At 41.1% G+C, this 20,000-nt stretch carries 18 protein-coding genes and 1 tRNA gene; 9 read left to right on the top strand and 10 right to left on the bottom strand.

Features of this window, described 5'->3' with window-relative positions; genetic code table 11:
* Positions 1-330: 330 nt before the first annotated feature.
* Positions 331-657 carry a hypothetical protein gene (locus RS893_RS18685; protein ID WP_315786745.1) on the bottom strand — a complete coding sequence of 109 codons (327 nt, stop codon included), beginning with the start codon at positions 655-657 and terminating at the stop codon, positions 331-333.
* 693 nt (positions 658-1,350) lie between these two features.
* Between RS893_RS18685 and RS893_RS18690 the strand changes: the two genes are divergently transcribed.
* Together RS893_RS18690 and RS893_RS18695 are read left to right on the top strand one after the other, a co-directional pair.
* Positions 1,351-1,422, top strand: a tRNA-Gln gene (locus tag RS893_RS18690).
* A gap of 600 nt (positions 1,423-2,022) precedes the next feature.
* Entirely contained in the window at positions 2,023-4,245 is a 2,223-nt protein-coding gene (locus RS893_RS18695; RefSeq protein ID WP_315786748.1) for a GumC family protein, read from the top strand.
* A gap of 83 nt (positions 4,246-4,328) precedes the next feature.
* Here RS893_RS18695 and RS893_RS18700 read toward each other — a convergent pair whose 3' ends face one another.
* The 3 genes from RS893_RS18700 to RS893_RS18710 all read right to left on the bottom strand — a co-directional run bounded on the left by RS893_RS18700 (position 4,329) and on the right by RS893_RS18710 (position 6,569).
* Complete coding sequence (locus RS893_RS18700) at positions 4,329-4,808, bottom strand: hypothetical protein (RefSeq protein WP_315786750.1); 480 nt, start codon at positions 4,806-4,808, stop codon at positions 4,329-4,331.
* Positions 4,809-4,917: 109 nt separating this feature from the next.
* The gene (gene wecB, locus RS893_RS18705) at positions 4,918-6,042 is read right to left on the bottom strand and encodes a non-hydrolyzing UDP-N-acetylglucosamine 2-epimerase (protein ID WP_315786753.1); all 1,125 of its coding nucleotides are present in this window, start codon (positions 6,040-6,042) and stop codon (positions 4,918-4,920) included.
* Positions 6,043-6,194: 152 nt separating this feature from the next.
* Positions 6,195-6,569, bottom strand: a complete 375-nt coding sequence (locus tag RS893_RS18710; protein ID WP_315786757.1) for a hypothetical protein — start codon at positions 6,567-6,569, stop codon at positions 6,195-6,197.
* Positions 6,570-7,496: 927 nt separating this feature from the next.
* Here RS893_RS18710 and RS893_RS18715 point away from each other — a divergent pair.
* The 3 genes from RS893_RS18715 to RS893_RS18725 all read left to right on the top strand — a co-directional run bounded on the left by RS893_RS18715 (position 7,497) and on the right by RS893_RS18725 (position 10,292).
* Positions 7,497-8,795: a type IV pilus twitching motility protein PilT gene (locus tag RS893_RS18715; protein WP_315786760.1), complete on the top strand. Its 1,299-nt coding sequence runs from the start codon at positions 7,497-7,499 to the stop codon at positions 8,793-8,795.
* Positions 8,796-8,900: 105 nt separating this feature from the next.
* Positions 8,901-9,656, top strand: a complete 756-nt coding sequence (locus RS893_RS18720) for a circadian clock KaiB family protein (protein ID WP_315786763.1) — start codon at positions 8,901-8,903, stop codon at positions 9,654-9,656.
* Between the two features lie 60 nt (positions 9,657-9,716).
* Positions 9,717-10,292: a Uma2 family endonuclease gene (locus RS893_RS18725; RefSeq protein ID WP_315786766.1), complete on the top strand. Its 576-nt coding sequence runs from the start codon at positions 9,717-9,719 to the stop codon at positions 10,290-10,292.
* A 247-nt stretch (positions 10,293-10,539) separates the two neighbouring features.
* On the opposite strand, the gene RS893_RS18730 is transcribed toward RS893_RS18725, so the two are convergent.
* A complete protein-coding gene (locus RS893_RS18730) occupies positions 10,540-11,232 on the bottom strand; it encodes an EcsC family protein (protein WP_315786768.1) in 693 nt (230 codons plus the stop codon).
* Between the two features lie 73 nt (positions 11,233-11,305).
* Entirely contained in the window at positions 11,306-12,670 is a 1,365-nt protein-coding gene (locus RS893_RS18735) for a 1-acyl-sn-glycerol-3-phosphate acyltransferase (RefSeq protein ID WP_315786772.1), read from the bottom strand.
* A gap of 251 nt (positions 12,671-12,921) precedes the next feature.
* On the opposite strand from RS893_RS18735, the gene RS893_RS18740 reads away from it, so the two are divergent.
* The 3 genes from RS893_RS18740 to RS893_RS18750 all read left to right on the top strand — a co-directional run bounded on the left by RS893_RS18740 (position 12,922) and on the right by RS893_RS18750 (position 16,380).
* A complete protein-coding gene (locus RS893_RS18740; RefSeq protein WP_315786774.1) occupies positions 12,922-14,727 on the top strand; it encodes a proline--tRNA ligase in 1,806 nt (601 codons plus the stop codon).
* Between the two features lie 175 nt (positions 14,728-14,902).
* Positions 14,903-15,703, top strand: coding sequence for a DUF2993 domain-containing protein (locus tag RS893_RS18745; protein ID WP_315786777.1), 801 nt, complete (start codon positions 14,903-14,905; stop codon positions 15,701-15,703).
* A gap of 68 nt (positions 15,704-15,771) precedes the next feature.
* Positions 15,772-16,380 carry a GerMN domain-containing protein gene (locus tag RS893_RS18750; RefSeq protein WP_315786780.1) on the top strand — a complete coding sequence of 203 codons (609 nt, stop codon included), beginning with the start codon at positions 15,772-15,774 and terminating at the stop codon, positions 16,378-16,380.
* A gap of 175 nt (positions 16,381-16,555) precedes the next feature.
* On the opposite strand, the gene RS893_RS18755 is transcribed toward RS893_RS18750, so the two are convergent.
* From RS893_RS18755 to efp, 3 genes are all read right to left on the bottom strand, one after another.
* The gene (locus tag RS893_RS18755; RefSeq protein ID WP_315786783.1) at positions 16,556-16,900 is read right to left on the bottom strand and encodes a metalloregulator ArsR/SmtB family transcription factor; all 345 of its coding nucleotides are present in this window, start codon (positions 16,898-16,900) and stop codon (positions 16,556-16,558) included.
* A 69-nt stretch (positions 16,901-16,969) separates the two neighbouring features.
* Positions 16,970-17,524, bottom strand: coding sequence for an acetyl-CoA carboxylase biotin carboxyl carrier protein (accB, locus tag RS893_RS18760; RefSeq protein ID WP_315786786.1), 555 nt, complete (start codon positions 17,522-17,524; stop codon positions 16,970-16,972).
* Positions 17,525-17,819: 295 nt separating this feature from the next.
* Positions 17,820-18,377 carry an elongation factor P gene (gene efp / locus RS893_RS18765; protein WP_016869692.1) on the bottom strand — a complete coding sequence of 186 codons (558 nt, stop codon included), beginning with the start codon at positions 18,375-18,377 and terminating at the stop codon, positions 17,820-17,822.
* A 220-nt stretch (positions 18,378-18,597) separates the two neighbouring features.
* Here efp and RS893_RS18770 point away from each other — a divergent pair, with 220 nt between their 5' ends.
* A complete protein-coding gene (locus tag RS893_RS18770; protein WP_315786792.1) occupies positions 18,598-18,990 on the top strand; it encodes a hypothetical protein in 393 nt (130 codons plus the stop codon).
* Here RS893_RS18770 and RS893_RS18775 read toward each other — a convergent pair.
* Positions 18,974-19,891 (bottom strand): ion channel, encoded by a 918-nt coding sequence (locus RS893_RS18775; RefSeq protein ID WP_315786794.1) that lies wholly within the window; start codon positions 19,889-19,891, stop codon positions 18,974-18,976. The genes RS893_RS18770 and RS893_RS18775 overlap by 17 nt on opposite strands.
* Positions 19,892-20,000: the final 109 nt, after the last annotated feature.

Consider the following 20,000-nt stretch of genomic DNA (forward strand, 5'->3'; position numbering starts at 1 on the left):
ATGTGGAAGATGCTTACGTAGCTTTTCTAAGCTACAAGTATACATACATAAACTAATTGTGTACGTAAAGTTCATCAAAAAAACATAATTAGGTTAATCTTGAATAAAATTTGATCTGAGCGCCCGACTGGCGGCGAATGTCTCCGGCACGCTGCGTAAGCGCCAGCCGCTCCTCAAATGAAACAAACAAGGCAAATCTCAGATCTTCTTCCCTTCTGCCACAGCGTTCTTTGAACGCGAACCGCAGCTAGCTTTGCAACCCACGTCTGCTCAGCATAGCTGCCTTGTTTTTTGAAAGTAGGGGTATAAACCTGTAATATTGAACTAAATTTAAGTTTCCTCAACCATTGCTTGATTAAGTAAAGCTATCCACATGTCTGATGGTTCTGAGTAGTAATCAATCTGCTCAACTTGATACCGATAAGAGCGACTATCATCTTCTAAAATAATCCAGTCACCACGCTTGACACCTTTACACTGCGCGGTCATATAACCTTTTTTTAAACCTTCTATAGGCTCAAATATATAGTCGCGCCCATAAATCAATCCCCGAAAGTCATGTATTTTATGTTTTTGGAACGTCGGTATAGTAAAAATGAATTGCACTACTAAGTCATAAATAACACTAATGCTAATCCCTGACCTAATAAAAGGCATAATATTTGTCTATAAATAAAATTTGTCTCAAATTAATACTGTTCACAGAGTAGTCATTCAACTGACAACTAATCTCAAGCTACAAGCAATCAAGAACTTTTGATGTTGACTTGATATTTTTAGTTCTCCCCTTGCTGATTACACTTGAACTAGCCAAAATAGCTGGATGCACACATTTAGATTGCAGTCAGATTAAAATAATGTCAACTGTAATACTACTGGCACAAGTCAAGGCATTGGTTTGATGTCACTTGTTAGTGGTGGTTGTTAGTTGTTGGTTGGTGGTTGTTAGTGCTTAGGAATCAGTGTAGACGCGTAGCGGCTTGCCGCAGGCTACAGTTAACAGTGAGTAATTGAATTTGATAACTGATAACTCATAACTCATAACTGATAACTGACCTACACTCCTCACACTCCACCCTTACCTTAAGGCTATGAGCGCGTCTACACATCCCCTACTGCCCCTAATCCCCAACGCCTCTTTCTTTATGCCGGGGGACCCTTACTTTACAGAAGCCGAGTAAAGCGCGTCTACGGCGATCGCTCATGGGGGACCGATGAGTCCCCCATCACCCTATCACCCCACCTCCCCAGTACTCTCACTGCGTCCAATATACAGTCAAAATTTCTGGTTTAAAGTACTTGACACAACCATAGTTAAAACTGCTATATTGTTAAACAGCGAAAACGCAATGGGGCGTAGCCAAGCGGTAAGGCAGCGGGTTTTGGTCCCGCCATTCCTAGGTTCGAATCCTAGCGCCCCAGTTAATCAAAGAAGTAAATAAAGAAGCATTTGGCTAGGAACAGTTCATTATTAGTTGCTGTCAACGAGGTTTAACAGCAATTTTACCAAAATTGTAGTGGCGATCACTATTTTGCAAAATATAATGTGCGGTAGTTGGTAACTGATAATTAGTAAGAGTGTCCATTACCATGCATTGGCGGGTGCTGTCGTTCCTCTTACTCCGACTACGCTTCGGAGGCTTAGTGCCGATTTTGTGTGACTTATGTAAATTATCTTTATACTAATGGCCAGATGCACAGTATAAAAAATCTATACATACAGCTTGATTAACCGTCTAAGTTAAGCTACCAATCTACCTTACGTAATGTTACTGTATGTATAGTGCATCGCTCCAAATTAACGGGCATTTTCAAGACTTAAAACAGGGTGACAATGAAGTCAAAACAAGGAGTTCAGTATTTAGAATTACCCCACAATTAAAGTTGGGAACCCCAGACAAAGAAAATAATTTTTTGATCTACATATGATCGAACTGCGGGCTTTTACTTTTGACTTTATTAATTCTGAATTCTGAATATCTGATTATTTCGATCAGAAATGTAGTTAAATTTACTAAGGTTATGCTGAAATCAGACAAAACTCATCACCCGTTGTTAACAGCTAACTCTGCTCAATTAAATGATGCTGATGAAGGCGGATTAAATTTAGGTCAAGTGGGAGCGGCTCTTCGTCGGCGAGCGCTATTAATAGCTGGTCTCACAGGTGTAGTAGCAACCGCAGGGGTATTAAAAGCAGAAACAGATCCACCAGTATACCAAGGCAGTTTTGAAATATTAACCAAACCTGTGACTGGTGAGGGTAAGGTTATAGCTAATGTTCCTCAAACTATAGGAGATGGCAAAGACGCGATCGCAGCTCCAGAAACTACCGAAGAAGTCAAGACAACAATAAAAGTTTTACAAAGTCGCAGAATACTAGAGCCCGTCATCAAAAAGCTTCAGACTAAGTACCCAGAAATAGAATACGACTATGTAATTGAGAACTTAGAGATTGAGTCAAAACAGCGACACATTTTAGAAGTTCAATATACCGATGCAGATCAGCAGCTAGTTACAGATTTGCTAAATAGTATTAAAGATGCTTATCTGCAATATAGTTTGGCAGAACGTCGTAACGACGTAGAGCAGGCACTGAAATTTGTAGAAAAACAAAGAAAACCATTAGAACAACGAGTCAAAGACTGGCAAGAACGACTGCGAACAATCAGACAGAAGAATAATTTAGTCGAACCAGCCCAGAAAGCACAGGAAGTATCCACTCATGTTGCTACATTGACACAGCAGCAACTAGAAAATCGTGTGATGCTAGAACAAATGCGAGCCAAGTATCAGGACTTGCAAAAAGAGTTCTTGCAACAACCAGGTGCATTAGCTAGCAATTCACTACTCAGTGATAACCCTCGTTACCAAAAAATTCTTGATCTGCTTCAGCAAACGAATGCGGAAATAGCTCAAAGAGGATCTATCTTCACCGAAGAAGAAGAAGGCATGGTACGCCTTTCCGAACGGAGAGACACCATGATTTCAATGTTGGAGGAAGAAAGAGGGCGGGTGAACAGAGATTTTCAAAGCCGCATTCGAGAATTGGAAGCACGTGATCTGGCTATTCGTGAAAAAATAGATAATCTCAATGGCTATTTGCGAGCTTTAGCAGCAGTTAGTCGTGATTACGATAACATTCAGCGAGAATTAGAAATTGCCACCCAAGGCTTAAGCCAATTTACAGCCAAGCAACAAGCATTACAAATCGAGTACGCTCAAAGATTACAACCTTGGAGATTACTAGATCCTCAGTTGTCAAAAGTGAGTGAACCTGACGCTATCTCAGATAGTGCTAAGAGAAATCTCATATTGGGAGGAATGTTAGGTTTGTTGATGGGAGTAGGAGCTGCTTTAGTTGTTGATAAACTCAGCAATGTCTTCTACACTTCCAAAGAACTTAAGGAAACTATAGGGCTGCCATTGTTAGGAGTAGTTCCTCTCAGGAAAGAAATTGCCCTCTCCACAAATGCAGGTAATACTTCTAGTAGTTTGCAGCAAGCAGCTCGCGCTTCATTTTTTGAAGTATTTCGCTCTCTTTACACCAATATTTTGCTTTTAGGTTCTGATGCACCAATTCGTTCACTAGTGATCAGTTCCGCAGGACAAGGAGATGGAAAATCAACAGTTGCTGTACATTTAGCCTTAGCAGCAGCTGCAATGGGACACCGAATTTTGCTTGTAGATGCAAATTTACGTTCTCCCAGCCTCCACCAACGCGTAGGGTTAATGAATATTCAGGGATTGACTGATGTTATTTCTTCCGACTTAGACTGGAGTAACGTGATTGAGCGATCGCCTCTAGAAGATAATCTCTATGTCCTCTCTGCTGGCCCTGTTCCCCCAGACTCAATTAGGTTACTCGCATCTCAAAAAATGCAGGACTTGATGCAAGACCTACATAGTAGCTTTGATTTAGTAATTTATGATACGCCTCCTCTAGTTGGATTTGCTGATGCAACCTTATTGGCAGCTAACACCAATGGTATGGTACTAGTTGCTGGTTTAGGTAAGTTAAAGCGTACCGTCTTCCAACAAGCATTAGAAGAGCTGCAAATATCTGGCACACCTATCTTGGGATTGGTAGCCAATAAGTCCAGAGATGCCGTACCTGCTTCCTATACCTACTATCAGCAGTATTACAGACAGAGCATGAGTGTAGAACGTGTTAGTGATGATGATGACACAGACATCAGAAATAACTCTGTACCGACCTCTTCTTCTGTAAGAAAAATTAAGGGATAGTGGTTAGTGGGTAGAGACGCGAGGAACATCGCGTCTCTACATTAGTGGTTAGTGGTTAGTGGTTAATAACTAACTACCAACTCTTACTTATCCGCCGATTTCAAAGCACGATCTAGTATTTGCCTAGCCTGTTCTGCTTTCGCTTTAGCTTCCTGATAACGTACATTCGCCTGGGCGAAAGTTTTGAGAACCTTAAAACCTTCCTTGAGGCGAGTAATTTCCTCTTCTGTCACAGAATTGTCTGAGAAGAGGATATCAATCTGTTTGCGAATTTCTAACGCTTCGGCGCGTGAGTCTTGGACTTTCAGTTTTAGTGTAGCTAGATTACTGAGAATTTGAACAGCTTGAGTAATTTCGTCCTCACCGTTAGTAGTATCCATTGATACTTCTTTTACCTCTATTAATTGTTTGGCACTAAATCCGTCTTCGAGTTCGGTAGGTAACTTACCTTCATCCATGAGTTGCATCAGCTGATCCATCGCTTTCTCGCGGGCTTTGGCTGAATCTTTACCAGGTACAGTGAGGATGATATCTGGGCTTTGAGCGAGAGTGTACTGAACCATATTTCTGCAAGAAACTTGCTACTGCTTTGAAAGCCGATTAATTTTAACATATTTGGGGATCGGGGATTGGGAGAAGACGAGGAGGACAAGGAAGCAATCTTTCACCCCATCACCCCATCACCCCATTCCCTAAATAATTCTGGACTATCTGTAAAATCCGTTCTGCTGCATGACCATCTCCAAAGGGATTGATGGCGTTTGCCATTGCTGCATAAGCATCTGGGTTACTCAGCAATTCTACAGCGTTAGCAACTATAGTCTGTGATTTAGTACCCACAAGTTTAGCTGTACCAGCTGTGACAGCTTCTGGTCTTTCTGTAGTTTCTCGCAGAACCAAAACTGGTTTACCTAGACTAGGGGCTTCTTCTTGCAAACCACCAGAGTCAGTGAGCAGAAGATGCGATCGCATAATTGCTCCTACCAGTTCACTATAGTCTAAAGGTTCTGTTAAAAAAATCCGAGGGTGATTGCCTAAACTTGCCTGCAATGGTTCTCGTACTGTAGGATTACGATGTAATGGCAATAGTAAGGCTGTATCAGGAAACTTATCTAGTATCTGTAAAAATCCCTGGGTGATTCCTTGCAGTGGTTCTCCCCAATTCTCTCGTCGATGCACAGTCGCCAGTAAAACACGATATTTATTCCATTCCAAACCAGGTATATTACAGGCTGGTTCTTTTGCTGCTACATTTAACAGTGCGTCAATCACTGTGTTACCAGTCATATGAATTTGACCTAAAACACCAGAATTTTTTAAGTTTTCTACAGCTAAAGGTGTTGGCGCAAAGTGCAATTGAGTTAGTTGGGAAATTAACCTTCTATTAGCTTCTTCTGGAAAAGGATTAAATAAGTCATCTGTTCTTAACCCAGCTTCTACATGACCGACAGGAATCTTTTGGTAAAAAGCTGCCAATGTCGCTGCAAATGCTGTGGTAGTATCTCCTTGCACCAAAATTAAATCTGGTTTATTTTCTTGAAATAATTCTTCTAATCCTCGCAAGCTACGGCAAGTAATATCAGTTAAAGATTGTTGCCGTTGCATAATTTCTAAGTCACGGTCTGCCTTAAGGTTGAAAAGCTGCATCACTTGTTCAACCATTTCACGATGCTGTCCAGTCAAAATAACTTGTGTTTCAAAGCCTAGAAAGTTTTGGAAAATTTGAATTACGGGAGCTAGTTTAATTGCTTCTGGACGAGTACCTAAAATAATGTAAACGAGTTTGTTATTAATCATTAGTCATTAATCATTGGTCAATTGTCAATGGTCAATGGTCAATGGTCAATTGTCAATAATTGTTAAGTTCAAATTATGACAAATGACAAAAAAGCATGAAAAAACCCGGTAAAACCGGGCAGGATGCACTGTTTGTCGAATTTAGCAATAGGTTACAGTTTGATGTCACATGTTAGTGGGCAAGCAGCATAAACGGTCTTCTGCATTTCTTCTGTTTCTCCATGCAACCAGCTTAACCACTTCACTTCTTTAGGATGAATACCCTTAGCAGTCAGCGCGCTTGCACCAATAACAACAGCCAAAACATTAAACAGAATTAAACCTCCTGCCACTAGTAAAACCGCACTAACAGGCATCAGAGATTGCAGAACAATAGACAATAGACATCCAACCGTAGCCATCAAAACAACCAAAGGAAAACCGACAACCAGCAAGCATACTGCCAATGTGAAAGACCATATTAAAAAGCTTTTAACCATTAACAAAGAATCAGTCTTGCTTAAATTAGCTGTTTGTGAGAGAGCCATGAGTTTATCTCCTAAATACGCAAATCAGTTTGGAATTCAGAAGTCTTTCCTTGATGTTAATAAACAAAGGGATCAACAATTAGTGATGTTCAGTATATAAAAACCAATTGAGAAGATGAGCATTTATTTAATAAAATTAACAGTTAAGATTTTATTATTATGAATAAACGCTGATAGCTTATTTTCGCTGAAAACTTCTTTTTGCCATCTATCCTTAGATAGAGAAGCTATAAGCTACCCACTGATTTTGTGTGTGTCAAAAATTCACTTCTAGCCTTCTTAATATTTCTTATCAAAAGCATAGCTGATTCTCATAATTTTAAGACGTGACTAGGGTAGCGTGCAAGCAACATTTGTAGAGACATCTCATCAAATATCTCTGCATGAACATGAAGCTAGCTTGAAAATAAGGCAGAGGGCAGTGCAAATGAAAGAAACAAGTTTCACCGCCAAATTATTCTCCTACACCACGGACTTCCTTAGCCGGAGGTTTCCTCCGGCTCCAGTCCTCCCTAAACCCTCACACCCCTACATCCTTTTTCGAGCTAGAGGACAGAAGGAAAGTTTTTTCATCCGTTCTGGTCTACACAGTTGATGATGGCAACGTAGTTCACCTAAATTTAAAATTATATTGGATAAGCATAGTTATTTTTTATACTAAAAATTATAAATATAATTACTGTAGTTGGATTATATGTTTATTGTGCTAAACATAGTAAAGTTAGCAAAAATAAATATATTTGGCTAAAAATAATTGAATTAGTAGGTTAAAAAAATACATTTAATAGCAAGTGATGAAATTGATCATAATTTCGTTTCAGTGGCAACTGAACACGCAACTATAGCGATCGCAATGCAGATGATGTTTAGCTGCCTCCTATTTTTTGCCTTTTACATAAGTTCACACAAAATCATTTGTAAAGATATATGTCAGAATCACAAAATCCATTAAATTCGACCCCAACTGTAGCTCGTAGTGTGCCTCCGCTTCCCCCACCACCACCAACAATTAGTACACAGCGTCAGTCTACACAAACTTTAGAAATACCAGTTGACAGAAGTCGTACTACCCCATCACCTGTTTCTACTCCTGCTTGTGGTCATCGTCCTGGGACACCACCACCAATGCCTAGTCCCAGTCCTGCCCGTGTCAAAAGCAATAGTTTACACCCAACTTTAAATCAGTTGGTACGGGAAGCTTATGATAATGGCATATCTGATATTCACTTGGGTGTAGGCGAACCACCGCGCTTCCGTAACCGTGGCGAAATTCAGACTACAGAATATCCAGAAACGGATAAAGAAACTTTTATGAATTGGATGCGGGAAGTATTGACGGAGGCAGAAATTCAACGGTTTGAAGAATACCTAGAATTTGACGGTGCAACTCAATATGAATTTGCCCGTGTGCGGATCAATATCTTTGATTCTCTCAAAGGTTATGCAATGGTCATGCGCTTAATTCCGCTCAAAATATTAACCATTGACCAGTTACGCCTACCCCCCGTTTTCAGGGATATTTGCCATTACCACAAAGGCTTGATTTTAGTGACAGGCCCGACTGGCTCTGGTAAATCTACCACGATGGCAGCGATGATTGACTACATCAACAAAGAGATGCCCAAACATATCATCACCATCGAAGACCCCATCGAATTTGTTCACAAAAGTCAAAAGTCCTTGATCAAACAACGGGAAGTGGGAATGCATACCCGAAAATTTGACAATGCCTTAAAAGCTGCTTTACGGGAAGACCCAGACTTGATTCTTGTAGGGGAAATGCGGGATAAAGAAACTGTGAATACAGCCCTCAAAGCTGCTCAAACTGGTCACTTAGTTATGGGAACCCTGCATACTAACAGCGCCGTAAAAACGATTGAACGTATTCTCAATCTTTACTCAGGCGATGAACAGGATGCCATGCGGGTGGCAATTTCCGAATCTTTAGTAGCAGTGATTGCTCAAGGTTTATGTCGCACAACAGATGGGAAACGTGCTGCCTTTCACGATATTCTCATAAACACAGATGCAGTTAAAGACTGGATCAAAGATGGGAAGTACGATGAAATTACGGAATTAATGAAACAAGCTGGTTTTGATGGCATGATTACTATGAACCAGTCTTTGTTTAACCTCTACCAAGAAGGCCGGATTACCGAAGAAACAGCCTTGGAAATGTCACCGACTCCCAACGAAATGGCCCAGATGCTGCGAGGTCGAGTGTAAGAATTAGGGATTGGGGATAGGGGACTGGGAAATAGACAATTAAAAAATAGTTTTACACTAGCCTCTAGCTCCTAGCCTCCAACCCCTAACCTTAAATTAAGAACCTTGACTTCAGATAAACTAATCCTACCCCAGTTATTTAAAGGCATTGCCCTGTTTACGCCCGCAGGAGATTTGATTTACTGTATCGACCCCAGTAAGCAAGGTCGATGGCATTTGAATTTATGTGCAACTTTACAAGAAATCCTAGACTTGCCAGAACCACCTCATTTTTTAGTCCCCTGCTATACAGCTACTATTGATTATTGGTTAGATCCGCGTACCCAAAAAATACGCACTTTTGCCGAAGCTTATCCAGCTGTGATGCGATATCAAGCCTTACTAAATGCCATTTTTGGCACAGGCGACATTGTTTGGCAAAGCGCACCTTGGCAAGAAGGATTGTGCGATCGCATGGTATTAAATAGTTATCGCTCTTCGTTCCCGCAACTTTGGGAAGACCACGACTTAATCGTACGTTTAGATCCTTTTGAAGCAGTACCATACTACCAAGAAGCAACAACACTACAGATACAACCAAACAACCAAGGCTATGTTCTACGTCTGTTTGTTGCTGGACATAGCCCCGGTATTGAACGTACACTTGAGAGTCTCCACGACCTATTAGAGCAATACCTGGGTCAACCGTACACCCTGAAAGTCATTGATGTTGTCAGCCATCCAGAACAAGCAGAAACAAATCAAGTGACAGCAACTCCCACGCTTGTGAAAGTTTGGCCTCTCCCCGTGCGGCGCATTGTCGGCGACTTGGATAATGTAGATAAAATTTTGCAGATGTTGGGTGCGAAAGAACAGAGTTAAAAGTCAATGGTTAAGGGTTAAGAGTTAACATGCAGGTAGACCTGCACTATCTTAAATGTTATGACTACAGTCTTAACTAAACGCTTTACTATAGCTGAATACGATCGTTTAGCAGAACTCGGTTTTTTCAGTGAGGATGACCGAGTTGAGCTAATTAGGGGAGAAATCATTTCGATGGTATCTAAAGGCAAACCGCATTCTGTATGTGAAACACGCTTAGAGCGAGAATTATTTAAGCTAGTGGGAGAAAGAGCGACACTACGGGGACAACAACCGATTATTATTTCTGACTACAGCGAACCGGAACCAGATCGGGTAATTGTCAAAAATCGCCCTGATGATTATCTCAGCAATCATCCCACTCCAGATGATATTTTACTGTTAATTGAGATAGCTGATTCCTCTTTGAAATATGATCAAGAGGTGAAATTACCACTTTATGCAGAAGCGGGTATTGCTGATTATTGGATTTTTAATTTAGTAGAAAATCACTTAGAGTGCTATAGCGATCCTTATCATGATTTTCAAGGTAAATTTGGTTATCGCAAAAAGATAATTTATCTATCGAATGAATCAGTTTATCTACCATGCTTTCCGGATTTAGTTCTGGATTTATCAAAGGTTTTTCCAAAGTAGTGTTTGAACTTACTGGTAGTAAATATGCAACTCCTAGCACCTGTCCTAAACGAGATGTTCTGTCGTTCAGCATGAGTCATGTACACTTTTTGACCTGCTCTTACATTCTTATTGTTCAGAGAGATTTTGCATTGCCCATGTAAGTTTAGCAGCGTTGAGATAACACTGCTTATAACTGTGAAAATTGGGAGGTATACTTATTCTATCTAGAAGCAATTGTTACAGAATCATTTCTTATAGCTCATTCTTAGTCTATTTGAGTAAATATATTCTTTGCTGTTTTGCCACACTTATTTACAAAAGTACTATCAAACCCTGCTCCTAATACACCCCCTACTAATGGAACTAACTTCATTAAATTAACAACACCTTTCTCTCCAGCTTTTGTAATTAGTCTAAATCCTACTTTCTTATTGATTTCTATTAGTACTTTTCCAGGTATTTGACTAATAAGTGTTTTAGTTAATTTTGTTCCTATATTAATACCCACAGTCTTAAGGACTTCTAATCCTGAGTCCCCAAGTAATGCCAATAGTACAAAAGTACGAACTTGATCGGAATCAATATCATATCCTCTTATTATTGCTATGGCAGCAGCTGTATTAGCTCCTAAAGCATAAGATGATGCTAAACTTGCTGGAATTGCTATGGGTAAAGTTGCTAGACCACCCAATCCGGTTATAAATCCTGTACCAGCAGCATAAGCAGTTCTCCATGCAATTACCGATTTTATTGCTTCTTCTGTTTTATATCCACAGGATTTTAGGTGATTTTCTGCAACATCTTTTGCTGAAGGTAGAACACCAAAACCGTTGATTCCTACGTTAACTATCCAACGCAGCAATTTCTGAATTGGATCGTTATCATCACTATTATTTGGAACTATAGTCACAGCTGTAAATTTTTTATTTCTAGCTATCGATATAGTTCCCAAAATCATCAAAAAAATCTCATATATAATTAAGAAATTTCTTTAAAGCTGAATAAGTGCTTGATTAGGATCATAATCACCCTTATTTCACAATCAAACCCTCCATAGCGTGCTGCAAATCTTTGGTAAAATCTGCAACTGCTTGTCTTGCACCTTGACGATTTTCCTTATACACCGGATACCGTTCTGAAATTGATAACGGTTCACCCACAGTTATTTTCGCCCTCTGTTTGCCCAAAAGCGGTCGCTGGAAAGGATTACCACCTCTGATTCGAGTGACTACATCCCAAATGAGTAATGTTGTTTCAGCAAAGCGTTCGGCGGTAGGTTTTTCGTGTACATAATTACCTGTGACAGCAACCAAACTTTCTACCAAACGCATGTGCCACATCCGTAAATTTGCTTCTTCGGCAATGCGATCGCCTAAATCTCTTTCTAAAGATGACAGTGCTTTGATATCCTTATATTCTTCTCGAAAAATATAATTCCAACCTGCCTGTTCGACTCGGCGACAACGATCATTAAAATTACCTTTGGGTTGCAAATCAAAATACTGTTCTGCTACTTGTAAAACTATATTTAAAAGTGCATTGAGACGAGCAGCAATAAATATATTTATTTCTTCAGATTGTGCTGGGATTTCTGGCAATTTTTGATGATAAAACCGTGTATAAAAATCTTCCATTAAACTGAGCAAACGTTCTGCTAATCGTAACAAGCGAGGGTAAAGGGAACTGGGGTGATGGGGGGGTAAACCACTGTAAGTTTCTAATTTAGTTAATAAATTAGCGATCGCACCCCAAGGATCTGCAACATAACTATATTGAATTCCTATTGGTACAATTAATACCTGTTCATCTCGTCCAGCTTTGTGCAAGTCTTCAGCACACCAAAAGCCCATTTGGGCGATTCCAGGTTCGAGGGGATTAACAACCTCTGAAAGCCCATTAGTAGCACCTTCTGGTGCAGCAGCCATTGGAAAGCGCCCATTGGCAAACAAATCCCGTGCTGAACGCAAACCTGTCCAGTCAGCTTTACCCCGTTGAATGGGTGTTGCACCCAACTTAGAAGCAATCCAAGCGACGTGGGAACCAGCCCATAGAGTAATACCGCGATCATAGATAAAATGAGCATGGATTGGATGCTGTAGCGATATTCCCTGCTGTCGTGCTACCCTTGGCACGAGTTGGGAAAGCAAGTAGCCCAAACACAATGGATCTGTAGCTTGAGGATGGCGAAATGCTATCAAAAAACGAATCTTTCCCTCTTGAAACTGGCGGTAGAGATTTACTAAAACCTCTACGTTATCTGCTTCAATTTGGCTAATTGCTGTTTTCCAGCGTAAGTAGCTGGGTAAACCTAGCTGAATAACTCGTAAAACCGAGGGGTTAAATGCTGGCGGAATAAATTCTAGGGGCGGCTGTGCTTGATTAATAACATCAGGCAAGGTAATGTTCTCCGATGATGAAGGATGAAAGATGAAGTATGAAGGGTGAAGGGTGAAGTATGAAGTATCAAATATAAAATTTTATTTTTTGATTCTTTATCCTTTTTTTCAGACTTGTTTGAGCTTGCTTTTCAGCCTTTATCCTATCCTGAGTTCAGCCCCTAACGGAGGGTCTATACACTTCATCCTTCATCCTTTATACTTCAGACTTCTTTAGTTAGAGATTAGCAACACTGAAAAAGGGGCAAACGATGCGACTGTCACAAATGTTATTCGTTACACTGCGGGATGATCCGGCCGATGCTGAAATCCCCAGTCATAAATTACTACTGCGCGCAGGTTACATTCGTCGCATCGGTAGCGGTGTTTACGCATATTTGCCATTGATGTGGCGGGTACTGCAAAAAGTCTCTCAAATTGTACGGGAAGAAATGAACGCCACAGGCGCACAAGAATGTCTCTTACCACAACTACAACCAGCAGAACTATGGCGTGAATCTGGCAGATGGGATACTTACACCAAAGCTGAGGGTATTATGTTCGCCCTCAGTGATCGTCGCGAACAAGAATTAGCATTAGGTCCAACTCACGAGGAAGTGATCACGACGATCGCTCGTGATATGATTCGCTCTTACCGACAGCTACCCCTGAACCTCTACCAAATTCAAACTAAATTCCGCGATGAAATTCGTCCCCGCTTTGGTTTGATGCGTGGACGGGAATTCATTATGAAGGATGCTTATTCCTTTAATGCGGATGAAGAAAGCCTGAAAAAAACTTACCAGGATATGTACCAAGCCTATAGCAATATGCTGCGGCGTTCTGGTTTGGCTTTTCGTGCTGTAGATGCTGACTCTGGGGCGATTGGTGGTACTGGTTCCACGGAATTTATGGTTTTGGCGGAAGCTGGCGAAGATGAAGTCCTCTACACCGAAGATGGCAAGTATGCTGCCAATGTGGAAAAAGCTGTTTCTCTACCAGTAGATGCGGAATCTTCGGCGTTTACAAGTTATGAAAAACGGGAAACTCCGGGAACTGAGACAATTGAAAAACTTTGTGATTTCCTCAAATGTTCTCCGACTCAAGTTGTAAAAAATGTCCTCTACCAGGCACTATACGATAACGGCACAACGGTTTTGGTACTGGTGAGTCTTCGGGGTGATCAGGAAGTTAACGAAGTCAAGTTACATAATGAGTTGACAAAACTAGCTTCTCAATATGGTGGAAATGCGGTTCTGAAGTTAGCAGTACCTGATGCAGACGCCCAGAAAAAATGGGCGGCGAAAACTTTACCTTTGGGTTATATTGCGCCTGATATTGCTGATGATTACATTCAATCTACTAAAGATGTTGCACCGAAGTTTTTGCGTTTGGTAGATAAAACAGCCCTTGATTTAAAGAACTTTGTCACGGGTGCCAATGAGTCTGGCTATCACGTAGTAGGTGCTAATTGGGAAAAGCAATTTAAACTACCAGAAACAATAGTAGATATACGCAAAGCCAGACCAGGCGATCGCGCCATGCATAACCCCGAACAAACTTTAAAAAGCGCCCGGGGGATTGAAGTCGGGCATATTTTCCAGTTGGGTACAATATACTCAATCGCAATGAGAGCAACTTATACCAACGAACAGGGAGAAGAAAAACCACTTGTGATGGGTTGTTATGGTGTGGGAGTGTCACGATTAGCACAAGCAGCAGTAGAGCAATCTTACGATCAAGACGGGATTATTTGGCCTGTAGCGATCGCACCATATCATGCCATCGTTACAATCCCTAACATCAACGACGCGCAACAAGTAGAAATTGCCGAACAACTTTACACACAACTCAATCAAGCTGGAATTGAAACCCTCCTCGACGACCGCAACGAACGAGCAGGAGTAAAATTCAAGGATGCAGATTTGATTGGCATACCCTATAGAATTGTTACAGGAAGAGCGATCGCCAATGGCAAAGTCGAAGTAGTCGAAAGAAAAAGCCGCAATTCTCACGAAATCCCGATCACGGAAGTTGTATCTACTCTTAAAGGGTGGATCTCGCAAGCAGTAACTTAGGAACCGGGGATAGGGGATAGAGGGGATAAGGAAGACAAGAGGGACAAGGAGGACAAAGGAAATATCACACTCCCCCTATCTCCCCATTGCCCCTAATCCCCACTCCCTTGGGGGAGTGGGGACCCCCAGTTCCCCATCTCCCCACCTCCCACCTCCCAATTCCCTTCAAAATAAAATGGAATTTCTCGCAATCCTTATATCTAGCCTATTGGGTGTAGTTGCTCCTGTAGGAGTAGTAATTGATCAGACTGCTGAAAATACCATCCGTTCACAATTTTCAACAGTGGAACAACTACAAGTAAGAGTGGATAATGCTCCTAGTTATCAATTACTCCAAGGTAAGGTGGAAAGAGTGTTAATTGCAGGGCGTTCTTTGCAATTAAAACAACAAGATTTCCGCATTGCAGTTTTAGAATTGGAGACCGATGAAATAGAATTTGATCCAACTAGTTTGAGGCAAAACTTACCCAAATTAAAACAACCTTTACAGGCTGGAGTACGGTTAGTTGTAACAGAGCAAGATATCAATAAACTTTTACAATCACCACAATTTCTGAAGCGACTGCGAGAATTGAATAAAGGGAATTTTTCTGGTCTTGAGTTTACCGAAGCCTCTAATTTCGCTAATCCTAAGGTAGAATTTTTACCCAATAATCGCTTTAGTTTTCAGGTAGAGTTACAAAACGACCAGGAGGTAATACCCCTTTTAATTAAAATCAATTCTGGGTTAAATATAGTTGGTGGCAGACAATTTCAACTAGTTGATCCAAAAGTATCATTAGACGGACAAGAGTTTCCAGCAGAATTTCTCAATATGATTATTAGTAACATAAATCAGCAATTAGATTTACGTAATTTGGAAGGTGACGGACTGCAAATGCGAATTCTAAAATGGAAAATGAAACCAGGGAAATTAGAAATGGCAGCATTTGTAAAGTTAGAACCATCTTCTAAGTTTTTGGAAACTCGTCGTTAGTAAGTCTCGTCGTTAACCAAACTTCTCTTCATACAGATAGCATCAAAAGCTTAAGGAAGGTTTTGCATATGAGTCAACAACAAGGATCTAAACGGGTTTCTTCTGGTGTAGTAGCAGCTATTTCAGCAGCAGTTGTGTTGGTAGGAGGGGGGGTAGGCTGGTTAACTTGGAATTCTAATCAGAACACCAATCCTACACCATCAGAACGCCTTGTACCAGGGAATCCATCGCAGGTAGGAAATGAACAAACTACCCAAATTTATTGGTTGCAAGACACTGGCACAAATTTTAAATTGGTTCCTCAATCAATCCAAGTGCAAGCAAATCGTAACCAACCCAACCAGTTTTTAACAGCAGCATTCCAACGTTTGTTAGAAGGACCTACAGAAGGAAGTAGTGGTTCGAGTACAATTCCTCAAGGAACAAAAGTGCTGGGTGTAGATGTTCAAGGTGATACTGTCCGTGTCAACTTATCTGGAGAATTTACCAGTGGCGGCGGTAGCACTTCTATGCAAGGGCGTGTGGGTCAAATTGTTTACACTGCCACTAGTTTAAATCCAAACGCCAAAGTATACATTGATGTAGATGGCAAGCAACTAGATGTGTTAGGCGGTGAAGGTTTGGAGTTGGAACAGCCACTCACACGTCAAAACTTTAATGAAAATTTTCAACCTTAGTCAGTGGTCATTGGTCATTGGTCATTGGTCATTTGTCATTGGTTATTGGTCATTGGTCATTGATAAAATCTTAATAGTATAAACGTTCTTGATTAAGCTTCGCTTTGGGTAGAGCAAATAACAAATGACAAAGGACTAATAACTAATGACTAAGGACAAATGACCAATGACTAAATTACTTAGTATTCAATACACGAAAACTCCGGGCTTGTTGTTCTAACCTGCTGGCAAGGCGATCGCAAACTTGGTTACACAATTCAAAAATCATATCATCTTCCACCCGGTAGTAGGCACAAGTTCCTTCGCTGCGACGGCTAAGAATTCCCGCTTGCCACATTACCTTCAGGTGCTTTGACACATTTGCTTGTGACGTTTGGGTTGCCTCTACCAACTCTTGTACGCATTTTTCTTCATCCCGCAATAAATGCAGCAATCGCAGGCGCATTGGTTCACTCAACAGGCTGAAGTATTCAGCTACTTGTTGCACAACTTCTGGCGGTACAGGCAACGTTTGTTTCATCAGGATTGTCCCGGAAGAACTGAACTGAGAAATTTTACAAATTTAGACATTAGTTATATAGATTAATACTTAATCTGGATTAATTCGCATCAAAGGTTGGCCATATTCTACAGGTTCGCCATTTTGAACCAGAATTTCGACCACTTGCCCGGATACTTCCGCTTCAATTTCGTTCATTAGCTTCATGGCTTCAATAATACACACAGTTTGACCGCTACGGATGCGATCGCCCACTTCTACAAATGGTGGCTCACTAGGTGCAGGGGCACGATAAAATGTTCCCACCATTGGGGAAGTAACATCTGTAAATTTTTTTTGCTCAAGCGCTGAGGAAGTAGCTGATGATTTTACACCTGTACTAATAGGAGTATTAACTGTACTGCTTGTAGTTGCATCTGTTGTCGGAGTAGATGCTACTGATGGCATTGCACTTACAAGCGGTAATCCGGGGCCGCCAGTAGCAACGCTTGGAGTCGCTACGGTTGCTGGTAACACTCCAGGAGTGGCGCTAACAGCTTTACGTATTGTGATTTCAAAATCGTTGCTTTTGAGCGCTACTTCTACAATGTCTGTTTTAGCAATGGTTTCTAACAATTGACGAATTTCATTAAAGTCCAATGGCACAGCTTTGATTACCTCATAATGCTTTAAAGAGGGCAGAAGGCAGAAGGCACCAGGGCAGAAGGCAGCAGAAATTTCATAAGATAAATATTATTTTTTATTACTTATTTCCAATTACCAATTACCCATTAGCAATTACCCATTACCAATTACCTTTTCCGTGCGTTGTGGTGTACGCAGTTGATGACGAGTGTAGTGGTAGATAGACTTTTTGGTAAAGATAAATATTAAGCGAGGCAGGGATGGAAATCCCCGCTAGGGATAGAAATATAGATTTCCATCTTTGCTGAGTTATAATTTACTCCCTGCCAAGATATGTGTCATTACGGGTGTCAATACGGATGCGTTCTCCTTGACTAATAAACAGAGGAACCATCACAACTGCACCAGTTTCTAGCGTCGCAGGTTTACTGCCACCAGTAGCTGTGTCACCTTTGACACCAGGGTCAGTTTGCACCACTTCTAATACTACAGAGTTAGGTAGTTCTACCTCTAGTACTTGTTCACCCCAACGGACGACGTTAGCTTCCATACCTTCTTTGAGATATTTAACGCGATCGCCAATTTGGGCTGCACTTAATCTACCTTCTTCATAGGTTTCCATATCCATAAAAACGTATTCATCGCCGTCTTTATAGGTATGCTGCATCGTGCTTTTTTCCAGAGTCGCTTGTGGTACAGTTTCCCCGGCGCGGAACGTCCTTTCTACCACGCTTCCACTCTGGACATTTTTTAATTTTGTGCGTACAAAAGCGGAACCTTTTCCGGGCTTAACGTGGAGGAATTCCACTACCCGCCATACAGATCCGTCTAAAACAATTGAGACACCAGGTCGAAAGTCGTTACTGGAGATCATGAAGCTTTCAAAGTTTGGAAGACAATCGGCATTTATTGTACCCTTCAAAGGGAGAAATTAGTCATTAAGTCATAAAAGAAGGGTGAAGGGTGAAGGGCAGGGATTTTCATCTATAAAAAAAGGTAGTCCCGATGAAAAGATTTCACAAGCTATGCCATGAAAAACCTCACAAGAACAGCCCCTCTTTGCGAGTTCACCAGAGGGGTGTCTGATAGGGCGGGTGAGTGCGCGATCGCTTGTCACAACTCAGCTATTGCGGCTAAAAAATACAGCAGCCATGATAATTAAACCTAACAGTGCCAAAGGAACCCAAAGATTGGGCAGATCATTAAAACTCATAAAAAAATCAAAAATTAAATTACAAGTATTGGCTGCGTCACCATCTCTGAATCGAGAGATAATAGAAATAGAGCAAAGAGTATCCAAAATTATGTCAGTCTCCACTTCTGCCTGTTGTGCCGCGATTCTCAGACAGCAACAGGAGGAAAATATTCATCATCACAAGCAGTGTGCTAAAACCCCAGTCAACTGTGAGCAAAGCACAACTTCTAAAAAATGCACCGTCGTTGAAAATGGTCGGGTTGTAGTGAAAACAGCTACTCTAATGGCATGACATCGTGGAAGTAGTTGTAGTCGATGTAGCGATTTCCATCAGAGGTGTGGTAAAAAATATCTACAAATTGGTTATTCCATAAGATTTCATGAGCAGCGTAGGTTTGACGGGCGTGAAGAACCTGTACGACTGTTTCATCAATTCCACTGAGGGAAACCACAATCGAAGTTTTTGTTGCCATTAAAGATTCTGGTGTCATGCCATATAAAGGACTTGACTCATCAATTGGATGCATAGCTGTCCAACTTAGCGTGAAACTTGGTGTCTGATTCCTCAGCAAGTTGAGTTCGTGAAACCGACGTATAAATTGACCTTCGGTAGTCACTTCATCACGCATCAAGTAAACCCGTAACTGCGCTTCCAAAATCTGGTTGCGGCGCTTGTTTGCTGCGCGAAACATGAGAGTAGGTACACCATTGTGAGGTGCAATTACTGCTACCCGGCTAAAAATGACACGGGCCGTAGGTCGAGAGAAACGGGCAAATGCTAAACCAGTCAGCACCGCAATTCCCACCAAACCTATCATTGCTTCAATAGTGACAACAACATTGGCATAGGTTGTTTTAGGAAACATTGCCCCGTAGCCAATAGAAGCCAGAGTTTGGACGCTAAAGAAAAAGGCATCGAGAAAAGACCCAGGTCTAGCGTTAGCAATACAATCTCCCCCTGCGAGGTATGCTAAGGCAAATAAGGCATTAGTAGTTAAATAAAATAGAGCAATTAACCCCAAGAAGCCAGGCCAGGGAATTGTCAAAAGCAAATGGTAAGGATCACGCCAGTAGGAATACCAAACATTCATGCCCAAGACTTCAAACCGTCCATCCTGGATTTTGATATGGACTTTCGGGAGTAAACGCTGTAGTCGCCTCTGAGACCGTTTTTTTTGTCGAACTAATCTCACAACGTACCCTTATCCTTTATCTTTTTTACTAAACGAGTGCAAATCGCTCAAATACTGACTGTACGGGTTTCTTCATTTCATACTTCATACTTCATACTTTATACTTCAG

This window comes from Fischerella sp. JS2 (genome assembly GCF_032393985.1).
Classification (GTDB): domain Bacteria; phylum Cyanobacteriota; class Cyanobacteriia; order Cyanobacteriales; family Nostocaceae; genus Fischerella.

Coding starts and splice junctions, on each gene's coding strand:
- RS893_RS18740 (WP_315786774.1), top strand. CDS start 12,922: ATGCGACTGTCACAAATGTTATTCGTTACACTGCGGGATGATCCGGCC.
- RS893_RS18710 (WP_315786757.1), bottom strand. CDS start 6,569: ATGGCTCTCTCACAAACAGCTAATTTAAGCAAGACTGATTCTTTGTTA.
- RS893_RS18700 (WP_315786750.1), bottom strand. CDS start 4,808: ATGGTTCAGTACACTCTCGCTCAAAGCCCAGATATCATCCTCACTGTA.
- RS893_RS18715 (WP_315786760.1), top strand. CDS start 7,497: ATGTCAGAATCACAAAATCCATTAAATTCGACCCCAACTGTAGCTCGT.
- RS893_RS18745 (WP_315786777.1), top strand. CDS start 14,903: ATGGAATTTCTCGCAATCCTTATATCTAGCCTATTGGGTGTAGTTGCT.
- RS893_RS18730 (WP_315786768.1), bottom strand. CDS start 11,232: ATGATTTTGGGAACTATATCGATAGCTAGAAATAAAAAATTTACAGCT.
- RS893_RS18725 (WP_315786766.1), top strand. CDS start 9,717: ATGACTACAGTCTTAACTAAACGCTTTACTATAGCTGAATACGATCGT.
- RS893_RS18750 (WP_315786780.1), top strand. CDS start 15,772: ATGAGTCAACAACAAGGATCTAAACGGGTTTCTTCTGGTGTAGTAGCA.
- wecB (WP_315786753.1), bottom strand. CDS start 6,042: ATGATTAATAACAAACTCGTTTACATTATTTTAGGTACTCGTCCAGAA.
- RS893_RS18685 (WP_315786745.1), bottom strand. CDS start 657: ATGCCTTTTATTAGGTCAGGGATTAGCATTAGTGTTATTTATGACTTA.
- RS893_RS18755 (WP_315786783.1), bottom strand. CDS start 16,900: ATGAAACAAACGTTGCCTGTACCGCCAGAAGTTGTGCAACAAGTAGCT.
- efp (WP_016869692.1), bottom strand. CDS start 18,377: ATGATCTCCAGTAACGACTTTCGACCTGGTGTCTCAATTGTTTTAGAC.
- RS893_RS18695 (WP_315786748.1), top strand. CDS start 2,023: ATGCTGAAATCAGACAAAACTCATCACCCGTTGTTAACAGCTAACTCT.